20 protein-coding genes are annotated in these 20,160 nt (G+C 69.2%); 11 read left to right on the top strand and 9 right to left on the bottom strand.

Features of this window, described 5'->3' with window-relative positions:
- Positions 1–32 precede the first annotated feature (32 nt).
- From ACFQPD_RS01465 to ACFQPD_RS01455, 3 genes are read left to right on the top strand one after another with little or no spacing between them, the layout of a single operon-like run.
- Positions 33–476: a cupin domain-containing protein gene (locus tag ACFQPD_RS01465; protein ID WP_385897671.1), complete on the top strand. Its 444-nt coding sequence runs from the start codon at positions 33–35 to the stop codon at positions 474–476.
- Between the two features lie 37 nt (positions 477–513).
- Positions 514–1,287, top strand: coding sequence for an SDR family oxidoreductase (locus tag ACFQPD_RS01460; protein WP_385897669.1), 774 nt, complete (start codon positions 514–516; stop codon positions 1,285–1,287).
- Positions 1,281–1,934, top strand: a complete 654-nt coding sequence (locus ACFQPD_RS01455; protein ID WP_385897666.1) for a flavodoxin — start codon at positions 1,281–1,283, stop codon at positions 1,932–1,934. Before ACFQPD_RS01460 ends, ACFQPD_RS01455 begins: the two co-directional genes overlap by 7 nt.
- A 20-nt stretch (positions 1,935–1,954) precedes the next feature.
- Here ACFQPD_RS01455 and ACFQPD_RS01450 read toward each other — a convergent pair whose 3' ends face one another.
- The 6 genes from ACFQPD_RS01450 to ACFQPD_RS01425 form a co-directional block, all read right to left on the bottom strand.
- Entirely contained in the window at positions 1,955–2,839 is an 885-nt protein-coding gene (locus ACFQPD_RS01450; protein ID WP_385897664.1) for a helix-turn-helix domain-containing protein, read from the bottom strand.
- A gap of 5 nt (positions 2,840–2,844) precedes the next feature.
- Positions 2,845–3,858: a zinc-dependent alcohol dehydrogenase family protein gene (locus ACFQPD_RS01445; protein ID WP_385897661.1), complete on the bottom strand. Its 1,014-nt coding sequence runs from the start codon at positions 3,856–3,858 to the stop codon at positions 2,845–2,847.
- Positions 3,859–3,948: 90 nt separating this feature from the next.
- Positions 3,949–4,935, bottom strand: coding sequence for an aldo/keto reductase (locus ACFQPD_RS01440; protein ID WP_385897660.1), 987 nt, complete (start codon positions 4,933–4,935; stop codon positions 3,949–3,951).
- Between the two features lie 43 nt (positions 4,936–4,978).
- Entirely contained in the window at positions 4,979–5,836 is an 858-nt protein-coding gene (locus ACFQPD_RS01435) for an aldo/keto reductase (protein WP_385897658.1), read from the bottom strand.
- A gap of 74 nt (positions 5,837–5,910) precedes the next feature.
- The gene (locus ACFQPD_RS01430; RefSeq protein WP_385897656.1) at positions 5,911–6,840 is read right to left on the bottom strand and encodes a helix-turn-helix transcriptional regulator; all 930 of its coding nucleotides are present in this window, start codon (positions 6,838–6,840) and stop codon (positions 5,911–5,913) included.
- Between the two features lie 113 nt (positions 6,841–6,953).
- On the bottom strand, positions 6,954–7,658 hold the full coding sequence (locus ACFQPD_RS01425) for a transcriptional regulator (RefSeq protein WP_385897653.1): 705 nt from the start codon (positions 7,656–7,658) through the stop codon (positions 6,954–6,956).
- 325 nt (positions 7,659–7,983) lie between these two features.
- Here ACFQPD_RS01425 and ACFQPD_RS01420 point away from each other — a divergent pair, with 325 nt between their 5' ends.
- Positions 7,984–9,054, top strand: a complete 1,071-nt coding sequence (locus tag ACFQPD_RS01420) for an alpha/beta hydrolase (RefSeq protein ID WP_385897651.1) — start codon at positions 7,984–7,986, stop codon at positions 9,052–9,054.
- 304 nt (positions 9,055–9,358) lie between these two features.
- Here ACFQPD_RS01420 and ACFQPD_RS01415 read toward each other — a convergent pair whose 3' ends face one another.
- Together ACFQPD_RS01415 and ACFQPD_RS01410 are read right to left on the bottom strand one after the other, a co-directional pair.
- On the bottom strand, positions 9,359–9,808 hold the full coding sequence (locus tag ACFQPD_RS01415; RefSeq protein ID WP_385897650.1) for a hypothetical protein: 450 nt from the start codon (positions 9,806–9,808) through the stop codon (positions 9,359–9,361).
- A 31-nt stretch (positions 9,809–9,839) separates the two neighbouring features.
- Complete coding sequence (locus ACFQPD_RS01410; RefSeq protein ID WP_385897648.1) at positions 9,840–10,463, bottom strand: alpha/beta hydrolase; 624 nt, start codon at positions 10,461–10,463, stop codon at positions 9,840–9,842.
- Positions 10,464–10,576: 113 nt separating this feature from the next.
- On the opposite strand from ACFQPD_RS01410, the gene ACFQPD_RS01405 reads away from it, so the two are divergent.
- The 7 genes from ACFQPD_RS01405 to ACFQPD_RS01375 all read left to right on the top strand — a co-directional run bounded on the left by ACFQPD_RS01405 (position 10,577) and on the right by ACFQPD_RS01375 (position 18,787).
- On the top strand, positions 10,577–11,014 hold the full coding sequence (locus tag ACFQPD_RS01405) for a hypothetical protein (RefSeq protein ID WP_385897646.1): 438 nt from the start codon (positions 10,577–10,579) through the stop codon (positions 11,012–11,014).
- 402 nt (positions 11,015–11,416) lie between these two features.
- Positions 11,417–12,487, top strand: a complete 1,071-nt coding sequence (locus ACFQPD_RS01400; RefSeq protein WP_385897643.1) for a helix-turn-helix domain-containing protein — start codon at positions 11,417–11,419, stop codon at positions 12,485–12,487.
- Position 12,488: 1 nt separating this feature from the next.
- A complete protein-coding gene (locus ACFQPD_RS01395; RefSeq protein WP_385897642.1) occupies positions 12,489–13,304 on the top strand; it encodes a hypothetical protein in 816 nt (271 codons plus the stop codon).
- Positions 13,305–13,856: 552 nt separating this feature from the next.
- Positions 13,857–14,477 (top strand): tyrosine-type recombinase/integrase, encoded by a 621-nt coding sequence (locus tag ACFQPD_RS01390; RefSeq protein ID WP_385897640.1) that lies wholly within the window; start codon positions 13,857–13,859, stop codon positions 14,475–14,477.
- Complete coding sequence (locus ACFQPD_RS01385) at positions 14,453–14,875, top strand: tyrosine-type recombinase/integrase (RefSeq protein ID WP_385897638.1); 423 nt, start codon at positions 14,453–14,455, stop codon at positions 14,873–14,875. Before ACFQPD_RS01390 ends, ACFQPD_RS01385 begins: the two co-directional genes overlap by 25 nt.
- A 143-nt stretch (positions 14,876–15,018) precedes the next feature.
- Positions 15,019–16,761 carry a hypothetical protein gene (locus ACFQPD_RS01380; protein WP_385897637.1) on the top strand — a complete coding sequence of 581 codons (1,743 nt, stop codon included), beginning with the start codon at positions 15,019–15,021 and terminating at the stop codon, positions 16,759–16,761.
- A complete protein-coding gene (locus ACFQPD_RS01375; RefSeq protein ID WP_385897635.1) occupies positions 16,700–18,787 on the top strand; it encodes a hypothetical protein in 2,088 nt (695 codons plus the stop codon). Before ACFQPD_RS01380 ends, ACFQPD_RS01375 begins: the two co-directional genes overlap by 62 nt.
- A gap of 18 nt (positions 18,788–18,805) precedes the next feature.
- On the opposite strand, the gene ACFQPD_RS01370 is transcribed toward ACFQPD_RS01375, so the two are convergent.
- Positions 18,806–19,225 (bottom strand): hypothetical protein, encoded by a 420-nt coding sequence (locus tag ACFQPD_RS01370; RefSeq protein ID WP_385897633.1) that lies wholly within the window; start codon positions 19,223–19,225, stop codon positions 18,806–18,808.
- Between the last annotated feature and the right edge of the window lie 935 nt (positions 19,226–20,160).

Genomic DNA, 20,160 nt, shown 5'->3' with positions numbered 1-20,160 from the left:
ACCCCCACCGTCACCCGACGAGAAGGAAGACCATGGAGAAGTACCCCACCCCGACGACCCGCAAGGGACCGGCCGACACCTTCACCGGTGACGTGTTCGTTGACGGCATCGCCGACGGCGGCGACCCGTCCCGTCTGGTCGCCGCCCATGTCCGCTTCACCCCCGGTGCCCGGACCCACTGGCACAGCCACGCGCTCGGCCAGACCCTGCACTGCACCGACGGCGTCGGCTTCGTCGGCACCCGCGACGGACGCGTCCTCGTCCTGCACCCCGGCGAGACGATCTGGACGCCGCCCGGCGACGAGCATTGGCACGGCGGCACGACCGACCACCTGATGTGCCACCTCGCGCTCCTCGTCGCACCCGAAGAGGGCGACGCCACCACCTGGCTCGAAGCGGTCACCGAGGATCAGTACCACGCTGCCCACTCGCTGCTCGGCGCGGATCGCGCTGCCGCCGGCATCGACCAGCCCTGACCTTCGACCGCGATCGGCGTCCCATCAAGGAGAACCCATGAGCCCCATCACGACTGTTCTGGTTGTCGGCGCGACTGGCAGCATCGGCCGGCACGTCGTCGCTGAAGCGTTGAACGCGGACTACACGGCGCGGGCGCTGGTCCGCGACCCCGCCCGCGCGAGCCTCCCTGCCGGCGTCGAGGTCGTGGTCGGCGACGTGACGCGCCCCGAGACCCTCGCCGCTGCCGTCTCGGGGGTGGACGCCATTGTCTTCACCCTCGGCTCGAACGGCCAAGGCAGCCGCGGCGCCGAGACCGTCGACTACGGCGGCGTCCGCAACGTGCTCGAAGCGCTCGGCGACGCCCGCCCGCGGATCGCGCTGATGACCTCCATCGGGGTCACGAACCGCGCGGGTTCGTACAAAAGGTCGACGCAGTCGGCGGACTGGAACCGTCGCTCCGAACGGTTGGTGCGGGCGAGCGGGCTGCCCTACACCATCGTGCGGCCGGGCTGGTTCGACTATCACAGCCCTGATCAGCAGCGGATCGTGATGCTGCAGGGCGACACCCGACACACGGGCAGCCCCGCCGACGGGGTCATCGCCCGCCGCCAGATCGCGCGGGTGGTTGTGGCCGCCCTCGCCTCGCCGGCGGCTGAGCGCAAGACACTCGAGTTGGTCGCCGAGACCGGCGTCGAGCAGGTCGAGCTGGAGCCCGTGTTCGCCGCCTTGGAAGCCGACCCCGCTGGCTCGCTCGACGGAGTCCGAGACGCCGCGAACCAGCCGCTCGAGGACGAACCGGACCGCGTCCGGAAGGACCTGGCCCGATGGTGACCCGACGCGACCTGCTGACCGGAGCCGTCCTCGGTGGCGTGGGCATGGGCCTTGCCGGCTGTGCCCCGGTGACCCCCGTCGTCCCTGCCCGAACCTCGGGGAACCCCACGCAGGCTGACCCAGGATCGCGGACGCTCGTCGCGGTCTTCTCCCGCGCCGGCGAGAACCACTTCTACGGGGGGCGCACGTGGCTGGAGGTGGGCAACACCGAGGTGGTCGTCAGCCTCCTGGCCGAACTGGTGGACGTGGACGTCTACCGGATCGTCCCGGCCGAGCCATACCCGACCGACTATGAGGAGACGGTCGCCCAGAACACCCGTGAGCAGGACGCCGACGCTCGGCCTCGGATCGCCGACCCTCTGCCAGATCTCGCCGGCTACGACCGAGTGGTGCTGGCCAGCGGTGTCTGGAGCGTGCGGCCGCCCATGATCATGCGGACGTTCACCGAGGCCCTCGACTTCACCGGCAGGACGGTGTACCCGTTGACCACCCACGCGGGCAGCGGGCTGGGGCGGGCGGTCGAGGTCTACCGCCAGACCTGCCGTGGGGCGACCCTCGGTGAGGGGCTCGCCGTCCGGGGTGAGGAAGCCGGAGCTGCCGAGCCCGAGGTGCGGGCCTGGCTACAGCGGGTCGGCCTGCTGGGCTGATCGTGGCCCGCGGCACTCCATCAGTCCTGAGTGGCCGTCGCGGGGTTCGTGGCCGGCTCGGCGGTGCGGGTCGGAGTGGTGGCCCAGCTGGCGAGCAGGCTGAACGCCTCGGCGGAGGGGGTGCCGGGTTCGGCGACGTACGCGTTGAGGCGCAGGCCGGCGTCGGCGGCCAGGTCGAGGGCTTCGTAGGCGAGGGTGAGGTCGCCGACGACGGGGTGGTGGAACTTCTTGACCCCGGTGCGGTGCAGCCGGACGTCGTGCCGGGCCCACAGCTGGGCGAACATCTCGCTGCGGGTCGACAGTTCGCCGACGAGTGCGGCGAGGCCCTGGTCGTAGGGGTTCTCCCCGGCCAGCGAGCGCAGCAGGGCGGCGGCCTCGGCGGCGACCTTGTCCCACTCGATGAAGAACTCGCGGGCGCGGGGGTCGAGGAACACGAACCGGGCCACGTTCGGGCGTCCGGGCATGTCGTACACCGGTGCGTACAGGGCGCGGCCCAGGGCGTTCGCGGCGAGCAGGTCGGTGCGGTGGTTCCGGACGTACGCGGCGGTGCCGGTCATCGAGTCGAGCAGCCACTGCACCGCCGGCCGGACGGGACGCCGCGGCGTCCCGGCGGGTTTGCGCGCGGACGCCGTGCGTGCGAGTCCGAACAGGTGAGCGCGCTCGGCGTCGTCCAGCTGGAGGGCGTTCGCGACGGCTTCGAGGACCTGCTCGGACACCCCGGCCAGGTTGCCGCGTTCGAGGCGGACGTAGTACTCGGCGCTGACCCCGGCGAGCAGGGCGACCTCCTCGCGGCGCAGCCCCTTGACGCGCCGGTTCGTCCCCCAGGCGGGCAGGCCCGCCTTCTCGGGGGTGAGCCGGGCCCGCCGCGACGACAGGAAGTCGCGCACCTCGGTCCTGATGTCCATGCCCGTCACGGGCGGAGCAGGGTCTTGATGGCACGGCGTTCGTCCATCGCGGCGTAGGCCTCGGCCACCTGCGACAGGGGCAGGTCGAGGTCGAACACGCGGCCGGGGTTGATCTGCCGGGTCCACACCAGGTCCAGCAGGTGCGGCAGGTACGCCCGCACCGGCGCGGGACCGCCCTTGAGGCCGACGTTGCGCCAGAACAAGCTGTCCACGGGTAGATCGCCGTGGGGGACACCGAGCAACCCGATCATCCCGCCGTCCCGCACGCTGGCGACGGCCTGCAAGCGGGCGTCCTCGGTGCCGACGCACTCGATCACGGCGTCCGCGCCGATCCCGCCGGTCAACTCCTTCACGGCCGCCACGCCCTCTTCGCCGCGCTCGGCGACCAGGTGGGTGGCGCCGAACGCGGTCGCGATCCGCTGGCGGTCGGCGTGCCGGCTCATCGCGATGATCGTGGTGGCGCCCAGCTGGGCGGCGGCCAGGACGGCGCTCAACCCGACCGCCCCGTCGCCGACCACGACCACGGACGAGCCTTCCGTCACCCCGGCGGAGATCGCGCCGTGCCAGCCGGTGCACATGACGTCGGACAGGGCGAGCAGGCTGGGGATGAGGTCGTCGTCGGGCTGTCCGGGGGTGGCGAGCAGGGTGCCGTCGGCGTTCGGGATGCGGATCTTCTCGGCCTGGCAGCCGTCGTAGCCGCCGCCGTGCTGGCAGGAGGCGTGCATGCCCTTGCGGCACAGCGGGCAGGTGTTGTCGCTGTGCAGGAACCCGCCGACGACGAAGTCGCCCGGCTTGACCGTGGTGACGGCGTCACCGACGGCCTCGACGATCCCCACGTACTCGTGGCCGATCGGGGTCGGCTTCGCCACCGGGCTGATGCCGCGGTAGCGCCACAGGTCCGACCCGCACACGCACGCGGCGACCGTGCGGATGACGGCGTCCGTGGGTTCGACGATGACCGGGTCGGGACGCTCCTCGTAGCGGACGTCGCCGGCGGCATGAATGATGGCTCCTCGCATGGCACCCATCTCACCCCATCCCGGGGCGATCAGGGAGTTTCCCGCGTGAGGGGTACTGGCAGTACCCCCGAGCACCGGCGTAAGCGCGGGTCAGCGGTCGATCCAGCGTTGCATCTGTTCGGGGTAACGGTCGCCGTGGAGGTCGATGCGGTCGGAGGCCTGGGCGAGGTCGGCGAGGTCGTCGGCGGCGAGGTGGAGGTCGACGGCCCGGTTGTTCTCGCTGAGGCGGTGGAGCTTGGTGGTGCCGGGGATGGGGACGATCCAGGCGTGCTGGGCGAGGAGCCACGCGAGGGCGACCTGGCCGGGGGTGCCGCCCCGGCGCGTGGCGACGGTGGTGACGGCGTCCACGAGCGCCTGGTTGGCGGCGCGGGCATCCTCGGTGAACCGGGGCAGCTTGCTACGGAGGTCGCCGTCGTTGAAGGTCGTGGCGGTGTTGATTGCGCCGGTGAGGAAGCCCTTGCCGAGGGGGCTGAACGGCACGAAGCCGATGCCGAGCTCGACCAGGGTAGGCAGGATATGCGCCTCGGGCTCGCGCCAGAACAGGGAGTACTCGCTCTGCAGCGCGGTGACCGGCTGGATCGCGTGGGCTCGCCTGATGGTGCCGACGCCGGCCTCTGACAGGCCGAAGTGCTTGGCCTTGCCCTCGGCGATGAGTTCTGCGACGGTGCCTGCGACGTCCTCGATGGGCACGTTCGGGTCGACGCGGTGCTGGTAGAGCAGGTCGATGGCGTCGACGCGCAGCCGGCGCAGCGAGTCGTCGACGCTGGTGCGGATGGTGTCGGGGCGGCTGTCGAGGCCGGTGGAGCTGGTGCCGTCGAAGGAGAACCCGAACTTGGTGGCGATGACGACCTGGTCGCGGACGGGGGCGAGGGCTTCCCCGACGAGTTCCTCGTTGGTGAACGGGCCGTAGACCTGGGCGGTGTCGAAGAAGGTGACGCCCTCGTCGACGGCGGCACGGATGAGCGCGACGCCGTCGACGTGGGTGGACGCCGGGCCGTAGCCGTGGCTCAGGCCCATGCAGCCCAGCCCAAGGCTGGAAACCTGCAGGCCGCTCGTCCCGAGGATGCGGGTGATCATTCGTAGTGCTCCTTCGTCGGGGTGCGGTCGGGCGCCGGCGGGCTCAGTTGATCCGGACGCCGTTCAGGCGGCTGACCATGGCGGGATCGCGGTGGTCGAAGGCGACGCTGGCGCCGGTGTCGAGGGCGGCGATGCGCGCCATCTCGTCGTCGGTGAGCTGGAAGTCGAACACGTCGAGGTTCTCGGCCATCCGCTCGGGGCGTGACGACTTCGGGATCACCACGACACCACGCTGGATCAGCCAGCGGAGGGTCACCTGGGCGACGGACTTGCCGTGCGCCTGGCCGATGGCGGTAAGCGTGGGGTCGCTGAAGATGTTGTTCTTGCCCTCGGCGAGCGGCCCCCAGGATTCGATCTGGACGCCGCGGTCGATCATCAGCTGCTGGTCGTCGGCCCGCTGGAAGTAGGGGTGGGTCTCGATCTGGTTGACCGCGGGGGTGATGTCGTTGTGGTCGATGAGGTCCACGAGCCGGTCGGGGTAGAAGTTGGACACCCCGATGGCCCGGATGGCGCCCTGGCGATGCAGGTCCTGCATCGCGCGCCACGAGCTGTAGTAGTCGCCGAACGGCTGGTGGATGAGGTAGAGGTCGAGTTGGTCGAGGCCGAGGAGGCGCAGCGAGGTGTCGAAGGCACGCTTGGCGCCGTCCTCGCCGCCGTCGTGGATCCACAGCTTGGTGGTGATGAACAGCTCGTCACGGGGCAGTCCGCTGGCCTTGATGGCCCGGCCGACCGCTTCCTCGTTGCCGTAGGCGGCGGCGGTGTCGAGGTGGCGGTATCCGGCGGCGAGGGCGTCGGTGACGACGCGCTCGGTCTCGTCGGGCGGCACCTGGAACACGCCGAATCCGAGGATCGGCATGGCGACGCCGTTGTTCAGCGTAACGGTGGGGATCTGGATGGACATGGTGGAACCCTTCGTGGTGGTGATCATGCCGACCGCTGTCGCGGTCCGGTCTGGGTGGGATGGTGCGAGCTGGGTCATGAGGACGAGGTGGGAGTCGAGGTGGTGGGGTGTGGTGCGTTTCTCGTCTGGCCCCCGTGGCCCGCGTCGCGCTCCTGGATTGCGTCGCTGGCGGCCCAGCTGGCGAGCAGGTCGAGTGCCTGGTGGGAGCGTGAGCCGGGGTCGGCGGTGTAGATGAACAGCGCCAGGCCGGGGTCCGAGGGCAGGTCGAGGCCTTCGTAGGCGAGGTCGAGGTCGCCGACGACCGGGTGGCGCAGCCGCTTGGTGCCGGTGCGGTGCAGGCGGACGTCGTGGGTGGCCCACAGGGTGCGGAACTCCTCACTGCGGGTGGACAACTCCCCGATCAGGTCGGTCAGCGCCTTGTCGTAGGGATTCCGGCCGGCCTCGACGCGAAGCGCCGCGACACTGTCGCGGCCAGTGGCCTCCCAGTCGCGGAAGAAGTCGACGGCGTCCGGGTTGAGGAACCTGAACCGGGCGAGGTTGACCGGAAGGACGGCCTCGTCGAACAGGGGCGAGTTCAGCGCCCGGCCGAGCAGGTTGGTTGCCACGATGTCCCCGCGGCCGTTGCACACCCACGCCGGCGACAGTTGCGCGTCGAGGATCTGCTGGATGCTGGCCCGGACCCACCGCACCGGGGGACGCCGACGCGCGGCCGTGCCGGAGCTCGCGGCCCGGGCGAGGTCGAACAGGTGGGTCCGTTCGGCCTCGTCGAGCTGCAGGGCGCGGGCGACGGCGTCCAGGACGCTGTCGGAGGCTCCGCGGATGCTGCCCCGCTCGAGTTGGGTGTAGTACTCCACCGACACCCCGGCCAGCTGGGCCACCTCACTGCGTCGCAGGCCGGCAACGCGCCGGGTGCCAAGCCCGGCCGGGATGCCCGCCTGCGCGGGGGTGACCCGGCCGCGACGCGAGACCAGGAAGTCGCGTACCTCGCTGCGGTGGTTGTCCATGACGTCGACCCTACGGACCCGCTCCGGAGTGTGGGAGATGCTGTCAGCACCCCCCTCGCCAGTACCCCCCAGGGCAGCAGCGCCGGAGCGTGGCAAGTCCGCCGCGGAGCGTGTCAAGCCTGCTCCTGCTGCTGGTCGGTTCTCCGGGCGGCCTGTTCGGCGGTGCGGGTGGCGGCGAGGCTGGCGAGGAGGGCGAGCTTGTCGGCGGTCGGGGTGCCGGCGGCGGCCGTGTAGGCGATGAGGGTGAGGTCAGGTTCGCCGGGGAGCTCCAGGACGTCGTAGTCGAGTTCGAGCAGGCCGACGTCGGGGTGCCGCATCCGTTTGGTGCCGGTGCGGTGCAGGCCGACGTTGTGGTTGGCCCACAGGGCCCGGAACGTGTCCGATCGGGTGGACAGTTCCCCGATGAGGTCGGTGAGCGGCTTGTTGTAGGGGTTGTGGACGGCGGCGGCGTGCAGCGCGGCGACGACGTCACGGGTGACCTGTTCCCAGTCGGGATAGAAATGCTGGCCGGCGGGGTCGAGGAACGCGAACCGGGCGGTGTTGGGGGCGGTGCCCGTGGCGCGGGCGAACGCGAAGACGGGGGCGTGGAGCTCGCGGGCGAGGGCGTTGGCGGCCACCATGTCGATGCGGCTGTCGCGGAGGTAGGCGGGCACCGTGGTGAGCGCGTCGAGGATCCGCTGCAACGAGGGGTGGACCGGTGGTGGTGCTGCCGGGGCGCGTCGCCGGCGGGTGGGGGTCTTCGCGGCGTGGGCGAGGTTCCGCAGGTGGAGCTGTTCGGCGTCGTCGAGACGCAGGGCGCGGGCGACCGCATCCAGCACCGCGTCGGACGCCCCGGCCAGGTTCCCGCGCTCAAGGTGGCGTAGTACTCCGAGGACAGGCCGGCGAGAGCGGCCACCTCGTCGCGGCGCAGGCCGGGGACCCGGCGCCGCCCGATGCTGGGCGGCAGCCCGACGTCGGTGGGGGAGAGCCGGGCCCGGCGGGAGGCCAGGAACTCCCGGGCTTCGTCTCGCTGGTCCATGACCCCCACGGTAGGCGCCCACCGTCCGCCCAGCCATGTGCTGGCAGTACACCCATCGGCAGCACCTCGCGGCCCGGGGGGAGACGTGGTGGGCTGGGAACGAGCGGACGGAAGGAGCACGAGCCATGCGGACGCCGACACCCATCTCTGCTCGTCAGGGCGCGCGCAGGCGCAGGGCGGGACAACGCCTGCTCGCTGTGATGGTCGGGCTGCTGTGGCTGGCCGGCTGCTCCGACGCCGGACCGCCCGCACCGGCGTCGGTTCCGCCGCCGGCCCCGGAGGCGTCCGCGTCGGCGTCGGGCGTCGAGGGGGGCTACGCGCCGGTGGACGCCGACACGACGTTGGTCGACGTGGTCAACCATCCGGCTTTCGGCCGGTTCGGGCGGTTCCTGGTGCCGAACGGCGGGGGACTGCCTGACGACGGGCGGACGCTGCGCGACGTGGGTGACCTGCTGCCGTACCACAGCCACGTCGACGTCGGCACGAGCGTGGACGTGGTCAACGCGCTGATCGGCGCCGTCGACCGCGGGCAGCCTGTCTTCCACGACATCTACCCCGACGCCGCCCGTGCGGCCGACCCGAGCAGGCAGGACACCGGCCTGTTCTACTTCGAGGGCGAGCCCGGCGCGCCGTTCGCGATCATCAGCGCCGGCGGCGGCTTCTCCTATGTCGGCTCGCTCCACGAGAGCCTGCCCCACGCCCTGGAGCTGAGCCGCCGCGGCTATCACACGTTCGCGTTGCAATACCGCACCGGCGGGCTGCAAGTGGCCGCCGAGGACCTGGCCGCCGCCCTGTCGTACGTGTTCGCGCACGCCGACGAGCTCGGGCTCGACACCTCGGGCTACTCGCTGTGGGGCGGATCGGCCGGGGCCCGGATGGCCGCCACTCTGGGTGCGCGGGGCCCGGCCGCCTTCGGTGGCGACCCCTTGCCCCGTCCCGCCGCGGTCATCATGCAGTACACGGGCTACACCGACGTCTCCGGTCAGGACCCGCCCACCTACGCGTGCGTCGGCGAGGACGACGGCATCGCCAGTTGGCGCACCATGCAGCGCCGCGTCGACGCCCTGTCGGCCGCGGGCGTGCCGACCGAGTTCCACCGGTATCCCAACGTCGGCCACGGCTTCGGCCTCGGCATCGGGACCTCGGCCGAAGGCTGGATCGACAGCGCCGTCGCCTTCTGGGAACAGCACCGATGAACACACCCACCCACCCAACCATCCGAAGGACCACGACGATGCGCACGATCGGCAGGACCTCTGCCGCGCTGGCGTGCGCCAGCCTGCTGCTCGCCCTCACCGCCTGCTCCGGCGCCCCACCGGGACCGGTCACGCCGCAGCCGCCGGGCAGCCCCGCAACGGCCGGACCCGGAGGAACCCGGATGCCGCCGACGAAGCCCACAGCGTCGAGCGGGGGTGCCACGGTCGCCGTCGCGGCGCCCGACCCGACGCGGTCGCAGACGCTGTACCTGTGGGAGGAGGGCAACGTCCCCGCGACGACCGTCTACACCGAGAACACCGGCGGATACGCCGACGACCCTGACTTCCGCCCCACGCTCACCAGCGTCCCCGTCCCGGCCGGGACGCCGAGCAGCAGCCTCGATCCCTCGCCGGCGACTCCGGCCACCACCACCGACCGGTCGGTGTCAGCCGCGATCACCATGGCCGGCCGGCGCACCCTGGGGGCCTTGCAGGTCTCCAGCATCGGGCTGGGCTGCCAGACGATGACCGGCACCCTGTACGGGCCCGTGTCCAGCAGGGACGACATGATCGGCATCATTCGCAGCGCCGGTGGGGTGCTGCCGGCCGGGGCTGTGGCGGTGCACCCGACCGTGCCCAGCAGCAGGGGGGTGGCGGCGAGCCCCGTGGCTCCGAGGAGGAAGCGGCGTCGACCGTTCGCAGCGGGCGCGCTCGGCTCCGCGTTCCGTGGCTCGTCGGCGTGGTGTGCGTTCATGAGGGCTCCTTCGGGGGGGTTCGTGGTGGGGTCAGTTGGCCTGGAACACGTCGGTGAGCCAGTCGTCGTAGGCGGGGATCCAGCCGCCGGTGGCGCCGTAGCCGTGCGGCATGCCGTCCAGGGGGACGGACTCCACGGGGACGCCGGCCTGCCGGAGGGCGTCCACGCAGAGTTCGAACTGGCGGACGAACGGGTCGCGGGTGCCGTAGCTGAAGTAGGTGGGGGGCAGGGCGGCGGAGCGGAACTTCTCCACGTCGGTGGACGCGACGGAGAGGCGTCCGTAGAAGCTGTAGACCATGCCGGCGGCGGCTTCCGCGTATATCTGGTCGAGGGCGTCGGGCCGGTAGTCGGGGTCCAAGGTGCCGCCGTTGACGGCGCCGGCGAAGTTGAGCAACATCTCGCCGGCCAGGATGCCGCCGGCGGAGAAGCCCATGACGGCGATGTCGTCGCCGTCGAGGCCGTAGGCGTCCGCGTGGGTGCGGACGAACCGGACGGCCCGCGCCAGGTCGAGGGCGCCCTCCTGCTGGGTGTAGGGCACGAGCCGGTAGTCGACGACGAACGACTGGTAGCCGCGTCGGCTCAGTTCCTCGGCCACCGGGAAGCCCTCGCGCTGGTTGCCGCGGAAGCGGAACGCGCCTCCGGAGTTGAGGAGCACCGCCCCCTTGACCGTACAACAACACGAGTCCGGACGACAGCGCGAACTTCAGCCTGGCTCTCACTCTCAACCAGAACTTCCATCGCGAGCTCCTGAACGACCTCCTTCCCGCGGTGGAAAGCAAGTACTCCACCCATGCGGAGGACGTCTCGGAGAAGGGTCTCGCGTCCTCTCGCGGCCATCGCGGATTCGGCGGCTTCTCCATGGGCGCCGTGGCCACCTGGCGCACCTTCCAGAATGGTTTGGATTACTTCCGCTACTTCCTCCCGATGAGCTGCGGGACGTCGCTGGACCCGGAGAACATTTTCATGGCCGCGCAGGACCGGGACAAAGCCGACTACTTCGTGTGGGTCATCACCGGAACGGAGGACTTCGCCCGAACCTACGACGAAAATAGGGCGAACCTGATGCGGAACTCCCCGTACTTCGCCGAGACCGCAGACGAACAGAACGGAAACTTCGCCTTCCACCTCAAGCAGGGATACTCCCACGACGGGCGCGCGGCGATGGAGTACACCTTCAACGGTTTGCGGTGGTTCTGGAACGGGTGATCGATCAGGGTGGCCGCCACGATTGCGGGTCACCGCAGCGGCGCGGCTGCCATGGACCTGCTGGACGCGGAGGCGGGCCTCGTCCGCCGCCCGCTGACCCGCCAAGACGACGACTGAAAGGGCGTGTGAGGCCCGGCGCGGAGCTGTCCACGGACAGGAGAAGGCGTCCGTTATGTGAGTGACTGCCTTGATGAGCGGGTGACAGGAGGCCGCGCGGTGCGGAGCGACGTGGAGGACCGGGCAGCGCCCGACGTCGACGCGTCCACCTCGCCGATCTCTGTGGGGGATACGGCACTCGGTGCCTTCCGGGGGGCGCGCCGGAGTCCAGACTGTCCCGGAGACTGGGGGAGGCGCCGTCGGCGCTTGCCCGTCTTTGTTTCTAGAACTAGACTGTTTTGCCTCATGAGAAATCCGCGGATTGCAGAAACGGTCATGCTCGAGCAGGGTCTACGCCGGATCGCGGACCTGCTGCCCCCCACATGGGACGCGACCCTGACCGTCGGCGAGGGCATGGTGGGAGACGTGCTGGTCGTGCTGCGTGGGCCGGCCGGGGTGGGCGTCACCTACAGCGTCGAGGCAAGGCGCGCGGGCGGGTGGTCGCTTGCCGGTACGGTCGCGACACTTCGCGAACGTCAGCGTGAGTCGGGGCTTCCGGTCTTGTTCGTCTCGGACTACCTCGGGCCTGCTACGCGCCGTGCCTTGGCCGAGGCGGGGATCAGTTACGTCGACGCGACGGGCTGGGTGCGCTTGGTCTCGGACGACCCGTTGATCCTGCTCACGGGTGAGGGTGCCGAGCGCTCCCCTCGTGCTCCGGAGTCCGCTGCGGTAGTCCGGTTGAACGGGGTGGCTACCAGTCGCGTGATCCGCGCCCTGTCCGAGGTCGAGGTGCCGGTCGGTGTCCGGGAGTTGGCCAGTGTGGCGCAGGTGTCGCCCGGGTCGGTGTCTAAGCTGCTCGTCACTTTGGCGGCTGAGGGGATCGTCGACCGGGACGCCCGCGGCGCCTTGACCGGCGTCCGGCGTCGCTCGTTGCTGCGGCGCTGGGTGCAAGACTACGGATACGCCACCACCAACCCTGGCCTGGGGTACTGGCTCGCGCCGCGAGGGCTGGCCCAGGTCACCGACCGGCTCGCTAAACAGGAGGGTGTGGCGGTCACGGGTTCCGCGGCTGCCCGCCGGCTGCTGCCGCCGGACAAGACATCGGTGGTCCCGTTGCGACTGTTCGCTCTTTACGCGGCGTCGCCCCGCAGGCTGGCTGAGCAACTGGGCTTGGTGGAGGCGGACGCGGCGACCGCGAACGTGGTCATCGTCGCCCCCCAGGACCAGCGGATCCTCCCCCAAGCGGGTGAACCTGTCGCTCTCGCGCCCACAGCGCTCGTGCTGGCGGACCTGTTGACCCTGCCCGGCCGTTCGGACGCCGAGGCCGAGCAGTTGATGGACGCCCTCGCCGCAACCGACCCATCGTGGAAGGAGTGACATGGACGCCGTCGCCCCCGAGTACGTCGCCGCCCGCCGCGTCCTCCTCGGCGCCCTCGAAGCAATGACCGACCACCTCCCGAGCCTCATCCTGCTCGGCGCCCAAGCCGTCTACCACCACACCGGCAAGACGGACCTCAACGTGCCCTTGATGACAACCGACGCCGACCTCGCCATTGACACCCGCGGGCTGGCGGACGTCCCCGAGATCGGCGCGGTCCTGCGCGGTGCTGGCTTCGTTCCCGGCCCCAACCCCGGTCACTGGGTCGCAGCCACCGACGTCGCCGTCGACCTCATGGTCGTCCCGCATCAAGCGGGCACGCACCGGGAGTCGGCGCGTGCCGCACGGCTCGCGCCCCACGACAGGCTGACCGCCCGGATCGCCAGAGGCCTCGAGCCCGCCTTGGTCGACCACGAACGCGTCAACATCGGTGCGCTGGAACCGGTCGACGACCGCACGTTCGACCTGGCCATCGCCGGCCCGGCCGCCCTGCTGGTGGCCAAGGTCATCAAGATCAACGAACGTCTCGGACAGTCCGACCGCCAGCCGGACAGGCTCAAGGAGAAGGACGCCCTCGACGCCTTCCGCCTCCTCCAAGCAGTCGCCACCGCCGACCTCGTGCTCGGACTGACCAAGCACAGGGGCGAGCTCAACGCGGCGGCCGTCGCTGATGAAGCCGTCCAGATCCTGCGCTTGCACGCGACCTCACCCCGAGGCCGGATCGCGCTCCTCGCGGCATCCGCGGCAGGAGGCGACGCCACGGTCGCCCCCGCGTTTGCCGCCCTCTGCAACGACCTGCTGGCAGCCCTGCGATGAGCAACGAACCTTTCGCCAGCGACCCTCTCGTGTCCGCCTATGCTGAGGGGCAGCCTTGGACGCGTGTTCCGCGCGCGTCTGCGGTTCAGAATCATTCCCCACGCATTCCCCACGGCAAGGTGACGAAGTGGCAATCAATCCGCATAAGTCCTTGTCCGGGGGTCATTATGGGCTGACAGAAGAGAGCTTCAACTCCTCTCTCGCGCACAACGATGTATAGTCCCCTGACTACATCAAATCCCCTCTGACAAGGACTTCGGTCCTTCTCAGTTGTGGACTCTCATGGACACGGATGGCCTTCAGAGGCCTCCCATTCCCCACGTATTCCCCACGGTTCCCCACGTATTCCCCACGACATTCGGGGCGTGGGGAACGTTGTGAGGGTCGCCCGCTGTCCACCCGACCGTCTTTGAGCCCGTTACGGAGCGTGACGGGAGGGGCGCATCATGGGTAAACCACGTGCCAAGGCCAAGCGCGGCTTCGGTGAGGTCGGCCAGCTGCCGAGTGGGCGGTACCGGGCGCGCTACACCGGCCCCGACGGCGGCCGGCACAGTGCTCCGATCACGTTCGTCGCCCGGATCGACGCTGAGGCTGGTCGACCAGGAACGGATGATCAGCCGCGGCGAGTGGGAACCGCCGGCCCGTCAGGTCCGGGAGGTGCACGAGGCGCCGCTGCTGCTGGGTGAGTACGCCGCAACCGTGGTGGTCCGCCGCCGGATTCGACCCGGCACGGCGGCGCTGTACGCGAAGCTGCTCCGGTTGACCATTCTCCCGACCTTCGCCCGCCGGCCTCTGGGCGAGATCACCGCCGCGGAGATCTCAGCCTGGTACGCCGGGATGCGGACGACGCCCACCCAACAGGCCAACGCCTACGGGCTGCTCAAGTCGATCTTCGAGGAGGCCGTCGAGGAGAGGCTCGTGGAGGTGAGCCCCTGCCGGGTGAAGGCGGGCACCCAGAAGGAACGCGCCCGCGTGATCGAGGTGCTCACCGTCGATCAACTAAACCGCTACCTGGCTGCCGTGCCCGAGGCGCGGCGGGTTCCGCTGTTGCTGGCCGGATGGTGCGGTCTGCGTTCCGGCGAGGTGCGCGGGCTCCGCGTGCGTGACCTGGATCTGGACATCGGTGTGGTGCATGTCCGTCAGCCGTTGTGCGACTCAAGGGGCAGCTCCTGATCGGCCCACCCAAGACGGACGCCGGGGTCAGGTCGGTGTCGATCCCTCCCCATCTACTTCCGGCGTTGCGGGAGTGGGCGGCGCGCCAGCCGGTGCGTGAGCGGGAGGCGTTGCTGTTCCCGGCCAGGGATGGACACTCTCCGCTCAACGACAGCGTCCTGCGGGTGGCCCACAACAAGGGCAAGGCGGCCATCGGCATGCCCGGCCTGACGGTGCACGGTCTGCGTCACACGAGTGCGACGCTCGCAGCGCAGTTGGGGGCCACCCTCGCCGAACTTCAGGCGCGGATCGGGCACAGCACGCCGAACATGGCCATGCGTTACCAGCACGTCGCCGCCGAGCGTGACGCCCAGCTGGCTGCGCGGATGTCTGCGTTCGCGACGGGTCGATCCGGCTGAGTCGCAGTGGGTCTGCTGGTACCGGCCCTCCGTGCCCCTCTCGGGGACGACTTTGGGCGACCAGCCTGTCGGTTTGCACGGCTATCGTGGGGCCAGACTCCCAGGGAGGGATCTCGAACCGCTACTAGGCTCGAAGGTGGCACATGGGCAAGGGGCGACAGAACCGCAGACGCGCCGCCCTGTGCCGATACATCGGCCAGTTCGACTCGGAGAGCCTCTGGCTCCTGCTGGCCGCCGCAGGCGCGTCCCCCGCAGTCAGGCACAAGTGGGTTCGCGTTGGCCACCTGGTTGAACTCGCGTCCAAGACGACGGGCGTGGCTGGCAAGCCTGCGGACCCCCACGTTCTCCACGACCTCCTCGAACGAGCCGCTGAGTCGATCGGCACTATCGACATGTACGAGGACTACCTCCCTGAAGATCCTCGCGACGACGTCCGGATCCGGATTTCGGACTACACGCTGCGCATCGGTCCCGGCGACATCGAGCGGCCGGTCGCCGATGTGGACCGTGCATTGATGGTTTCGAAGGCGATCGATCCGATCCTGATCGACTGCATCGGCTTCGGGGTCCGAGACCTGCTGGACATCGTTCTTGGCTACCAGGACGCGGCGATCGCCATCGTCGCCGAGTCATGGCCGGGAGGCGACCTCGACCTCGACGCAGACACTGTCGTGACAAAGGAGGAACTTGCGGCCGCGGAGCGACTCCTCACGCTCGGCACACCGGCACATCTGCTCTCTACTGAGCGGCACCACCTTGCACTGAGCTGGATCACCTGCACGTCCGCGGTTCTGTCCTACGACCCCGGCTCGCAGCAGAGCCCAGTCGGACGCTTTCTTCGGGTTGAGGACCCGGAATGGTTGGAACCGCGCTGGTTGCCGCTCCACTTCATTCCTGGCGCCTTGGGTCGCGCAGTTGGCGAGCTTGCGGCGCAGGTGGCGACGGATCCGGATGCGCGCCGACGGTTCGCAGAAGCCGCGGCGGCTGAGGTCCGCGACGCCCTGTGGCGGTTCGGTGACGTCTTCGGTCCACCCGATTTTGAAGGGACTCCGATTGCTTCGCCGCGCAACGTCGTCCAGTGGGCATCCTCGGCCACTGGAAGACACTCTGTTCTCGTTCAGGTCTTGAGTGAACTGAGCGTCGAGCTGTTCGAGGTGCCGGACGAGCCGGAAGCACTGCGCGCAACGCGGTCCGCCGCGTCCGATCCCGCCAACCCTGGCAAGGTCGCCATGTCTTATGGCGAGTTGACGATGCGACCCGGCGCCGAAGTCGTCCCCCTTCTCGTCGTGGCGAGTCCAAGCCATATCGCAGCGTTCGCGCGACCCGGGCTGCCGGCGCTCTCGTTGGACGACCTGCGATGGATGTCGAAATCGGCGGACTCCGAGTTGGACCTCTTCAACTACTGCCGCGACATGTCCCGACCCGACCTCCCACGTTTCATCGGCTGGGAAGCCATCAACATCTGGGAGTGGTGGCGATCGAACGGCAAGAGCTTCTTCTCCGGAGGTCGGGCGCCCAGTTTGATGTCGATCACGCCTCACTGGGGAACCGCCGAATGGGTCCTTGCCGCGAAGCGCACACCCGTCGAAGTAGCGCTTGCCCGCTTGGGCTTGCCAGCTCTGCGAGACCTTGATGCCGACCCCGAAGATGATCACGCCGGCCCCCGACTCCTCGCCGGACGCATCCGAGCCGCCAAGCCAGTGAAGGCCACGAAGGGGCTCCACAGGTCGCCGGACGCGATTGGCTGGGCCGTCCATGTCAGCGAGGTTCCTGTTGCCGTCGAAGCGCTACAGAAGGGCTGGCCGGTGGACAAAGTTCACGTTCTTGTCCGACCTTGCCATCGGCCTCGCCTACTCGTTCGAGGAGATCACCGATGTCTGGGTTGAGGCTCACAGGGGCACCAACGTTCGCGGGTACATCTTCAATCTGGTGACCGCCTCCTCGGGCGGCGATGTTCTCCGCCTTCTCCGTGCGTCACCCTCAACTGCGTCCGGTCCACTCCACGAGCCGGACGTCGTCTTCACCGTTGAGGTCGAGGTCGATCTCGGTCCAACCCCGGACGATGACTTCGATCCGACCGCGGCGTTCCAGGCGTCGATGGCAGCGGTGATCGCTGACGCGGCCCGTGCAGCTGGCGTGCCCGCAGATACGAGCGACAACATCAAGGCCGCGATACTGAGCGGTCCACCGACGTTCGCAGTGGAGACGCTCCGCCCACTGACGTCCAGGAACGACTTCAGCAACCCCGTCGCCCTCAACGAAGCCCTCGTCTCGGTCGTCGGCCGCAAGGTCGCTCAAGCCGTGAACAATGCCGGCCTCAAACCCGGGGAGTACCGCGGCGCTCCTGCAAAGGAAATCGACCGGGACGTGCTCGCACCTACCGCCCTCGCCCTTCTTGATGCTGCTCTGGCGGGCCACTCCATGGACGAACTCCTGCAGTTCGGGATGGAGCAGATCGAACGGTGCCTCGCGCGGAAGTCGCGAGAGCAGATGGCCGCCAAGCATGCGACCGACATCTTGAGCGTAAGTTGGGACCCGCTGGAACGCCTGCACGCTTCCGAGAACGAACTGACCACCCTGAGACGCTGCATCGAGGTGGCGATGGAAGTAGCGCTGCGAACCGCCCCGACCGGGTCGACTCCTGTCGACGACCTCACCTGGGGGGAGATCCTTGCCGCAGCCCGTGTGTATCTCGCGGCCACGACGCGCAGCGAAGCGATTCACCACCATGTCGGCGAAACCGTTCTGGAGATCAGCACGTCGTTCGAGCTTTCGACGAAACCGGCCGCCTCGATCCCTGGCGACGGGACGGTCTCGGGCAACGGGTCCGGTTACAGCTTCGACAACCACGCCTACGCCCGCGCCCGACTCGCGCCGAACCTGAGATACAGCAGCGCCCACAACGTCGACGCAAATGATACTGCGATCGAGGACGCGGACCGCGCTGACTCAGGACCAATCCCAGCGGGCATCAACGAGGCCATGCTCGACGCATCCGGAGCATCCGCGACTGACGTGTTCGGCGTGCTCACCACCGCCGGAAGCTGGCCCCTCGAACCTGCGGATCCCGATGCCGCCGTGGTCTCCGCAGACGCGCTGGCAGATCGGGTGGCGGAGCACATGATTCAACCCGAAGGCGTGACCACTGCGGTCGCCAGGAAGCGCACTCTCGACGCGATCAAGCACCTCACGAGCACTTCAGCCGAACTGTCGGCTACCGACTGGAAGCCTTGGCAGGCCCGCAGCCGGAAGCGCAGGGTGCTGATTCAGCCGCTCGCGCAACGGTCTGACGGCCTGCTCGTGATGTCTCCTCGACTCTGCATCGCCACAGCGAACATCTACCTGCGGTACCTGAAGCAAGGTCAGCTGCCCTGGAGCCAGCCGGCGCCGCCGGCGGCGTTGAACACGGCGTTGGAAGCGGCCCGCCTTGCGCGCAACAAGGCGCTCGAGCGTCAGGTCAGTAAGGTCCTGGAGGACGCAGGCTGGAAGGTGATTTCGAGCATCAAGGAGACAAAGCCGGAGAGGCTGGCGGTCCCCTCGCTGCAGACTGAGATCGACGTCGTCGCGGGGCGTGCTGGGGACCCGAACATCTGGCTTCTCGAGGTCAAGGACCCTTCCGATGTGTTTGCGCTTGCAGATATTCGTCGGATGCTTGATCGCTTCTTCCTGGACGACAAGAAGCCTTCGTACGCAACGCAGTTGTCCCGGAAACTCGCTGATCTCGCTCCGCACGCGGACTCGGTCGCATCGGCCCTTCGGCTGCCTGCCGCTGACCCGGCAGTTCCGTACCGTGTACGTGCCATGTTCGTGACCCGCGAGCCAACTCCGGCGCAGTTCGTCGGCGGACCGTTCCCGTTCACCCCCCTCACGAACCTGATCGAGACGCTGGAGGAGCCTCCGGCTCAGCCGTAGGCCTCAGGTCGATTCGACCTACGACCTCGTCAGACTCGCCTCGGCCAGGTCAGCCACGTGGCTCAGCGCCTTGGTCAGCTTCACCGTCATGTGGGCGAATGCTTCCAGCGGCGCCATTCCATCGATGCCGAGCTTGGCACTCGCGGCACCGGCCTTCAACCCGCCAAGGTGAGCGACCCCTCCTGCGGAACGGAACGCCTGGAGGGCGGCGAAGACCTCTGCAGCGTCTTCGGTGTCGCCCAACGATGAAAGCAGGCGGCGCAGGAGCGCGATCGACTTCTCACCAAGCTCGCCTCCACCGAGGAACTTCTTCAACGGCGCAGGGTCGATCCCGTCGACCAGCGACTTGGTGAGAGTGATCGTCGGCGCGGTGAGTGCAGAAGGATCGTTGCTCGTCGGACCAAGCAGCGCCTCGAACTCGGCGGCCGCCAGGATCAAGCTCGCGCCAGACCGGCGATCCGAGCAGCGCACTGGTCGCCTCGGCTGCCCTGCGTCGGGCTCGCCGGAGGTCGCCCAACGGGTCGGGCGACCCAACGGACTGGTTCAGGAAGTCCCGCCGGTACTGGGCGGACCCATCGCCGGGCTGATCATCGCAGTGGTCGCCATCAAGGAAGGCCGCCAGGCATGGCGCGGCGAAGGGTGCTGTGGCCCGATCGGCAACCACGGCCACACCGAAGGAGGAACCGCCTGCGGCTGCTTAGACGACGCAGAGGCCTGCAGCGACGGATGCTGCACTGCAACGGATGACCAAGCGCGGGCAAGCTCGATAGAATCCCCGGGCTCAGCGACCCTGCTCACCTGGCGCCAACCCATAAGCCCACGCACAAATAGCACACGTCCCAGATCCTGACCGTGCGGCCCCAATCGCCTTGATCTCGTGGGACACGGTTGTCATCGGCCTCTCAGGCATCCGACTCTGGGCTGATAGAACGCTGATGACAGCCCAAGCAAAGACCCCCTCGGCATGACCGCCGAAGGAGGGCAGCGATATCACGCAGCTCAAGGGGCCGGCTGAAACGATCCGTCGCCCGAGTCTTCTTGAGACTCGGAGCGCACCTTCCGCCTCCGACCCATCGACACGACCAGGATATTCGACACGCGTCGTGGTGCCAGCGGAGGCGGCGCCTGCTCGCCTTCGACAACCGAACCCGGGACCCCAGGTCCGCGGGAGGCCGGCGCTCGGCTCTGATCGCCTCCATCGCGGGATGGGAGGCCGCAGGTGCCCTGCAGCCGAAGTGGACGACATCGTGATGCCTCATGTCAATACCTCCGGGTGAACTGATCGTTGCCTCAGCAGTGAACCTCCGGTTCGCCAGGTCGTTGCCTCACCTGTTTCCTCCGGTTAGCCGGTCGCGGTCCGGCGTTGCCGGGCG

The organism is Tessaracoccus sp. O5.2 (assembly GCF_964266725.1).
GTDB classification, from domain to species: domain Bacteria; phylum Actinomycetota; class Actinomycetes; order Propionibacteriales; family Propionibacteriaceae; genus Arachnia; species Arachnia lapidicapta.
This window is presented reverse-complemented; position numbering and strand designations above follow the sequence as displayed.

Excerpts from the sequence above, each read along its gene's own strand:
- ACFQPD_RS01380 (WP_385897637.1), top strand. The coding sequence starts at position 15,019 with ATGGGCAAGGGGCGACAGAACCGCAGACGCGCCGCCCTGTGCCGATAC.
- ACFQPD_RS01435 (WP_385897658.1), bottom strand. The coding sequence starts at position 5,836 with ATGTCCATCCAGATCCCCACCGTTACGCTGAACAACGGCGTCGCCATG.
- ACFQPD_RS01400 (WP_385897643.1), top strand. The coding sequence starts at position 11,417 with ATGAGAAATCCGCGGATTGCAGAAACGGTCATGCTCGAGCAGGGTCTA.
- ACFQPD_RS01440 (WP_385897660.1), bottom strand. The coding sequence starts at position 4,935 with ATGATCACCCGCATCCTCGGGACGAGCGGCCTGCAGGTTTCCAGCCTT.
- ACFQPD_RS01460 (WP_385897669.1), top strand. The coding sequence starts at position 514 with ATGAGCCCCATCACGACTGTTCTGGTTGTCGGCGCGACTGGCAGCATC.
- ACFQPD_RS01445 (WP_385897661.1), bottom strand. The coding sequence starts at position 3,858 with ATGCGAGGAGCCATCATTCATGCCGCCGGCGACGTCCGCTACGAGGAG.
- ACFQPD_RS01465 (WP_385897671.1), top strand. The coding sequence starts at position 33 with ATGGAGAAGTACCCCACCCCGACGACCCGCAAGGGACCGGCCGACACC.
- ACFQPD_RS01455 (WP_385897666.1), top strand. The coding sequence starts at position 1,281 with ATGGTGACCCGACGCGACCTGCTGACCGGAGCCGTCCTCGGTGGCGTG.
- ACFQPD_RS01420 (WP_385897651.1), top strand. The coding sequence starts at position 7,984 with ATGCGGACGCCGACACCCATCTCTGCTCGTCAGGGCGCGCGCAGGCGC.
- ACFQPD_RS01450 (WP_385897664.1), bottom strand. The coding sequence starts at position 2,839 with ATGGACATCAGGACCGAGGTGCGCGACTTCCTGTCGTCGCGGCGGGCC.
- ACFQPD_RS01415 (WP_385897650.1), bottom strand. The coding sequence starts at position 9,808 with ATGAACGCACACCACGCCGACGAGCCACGGAACGCGGAGCCGAGCGCG.
- ACFQPD_RS01430 (WP_385897656.1), bottom strand. The coding sequence starts at position 6,840 with ATGGACAACCACCGCAGCGAGGTACGCGACTTCCTGGTCTCGCGTCGC.
- ACFQPD_RS01395 (WP_385897642.1), top strand. The coding sequence starts at position 12,489 with ATGGACGCCGTCGCCCCCGAGTACGTCGCCGCCCGCCGCGTCCTCCTC.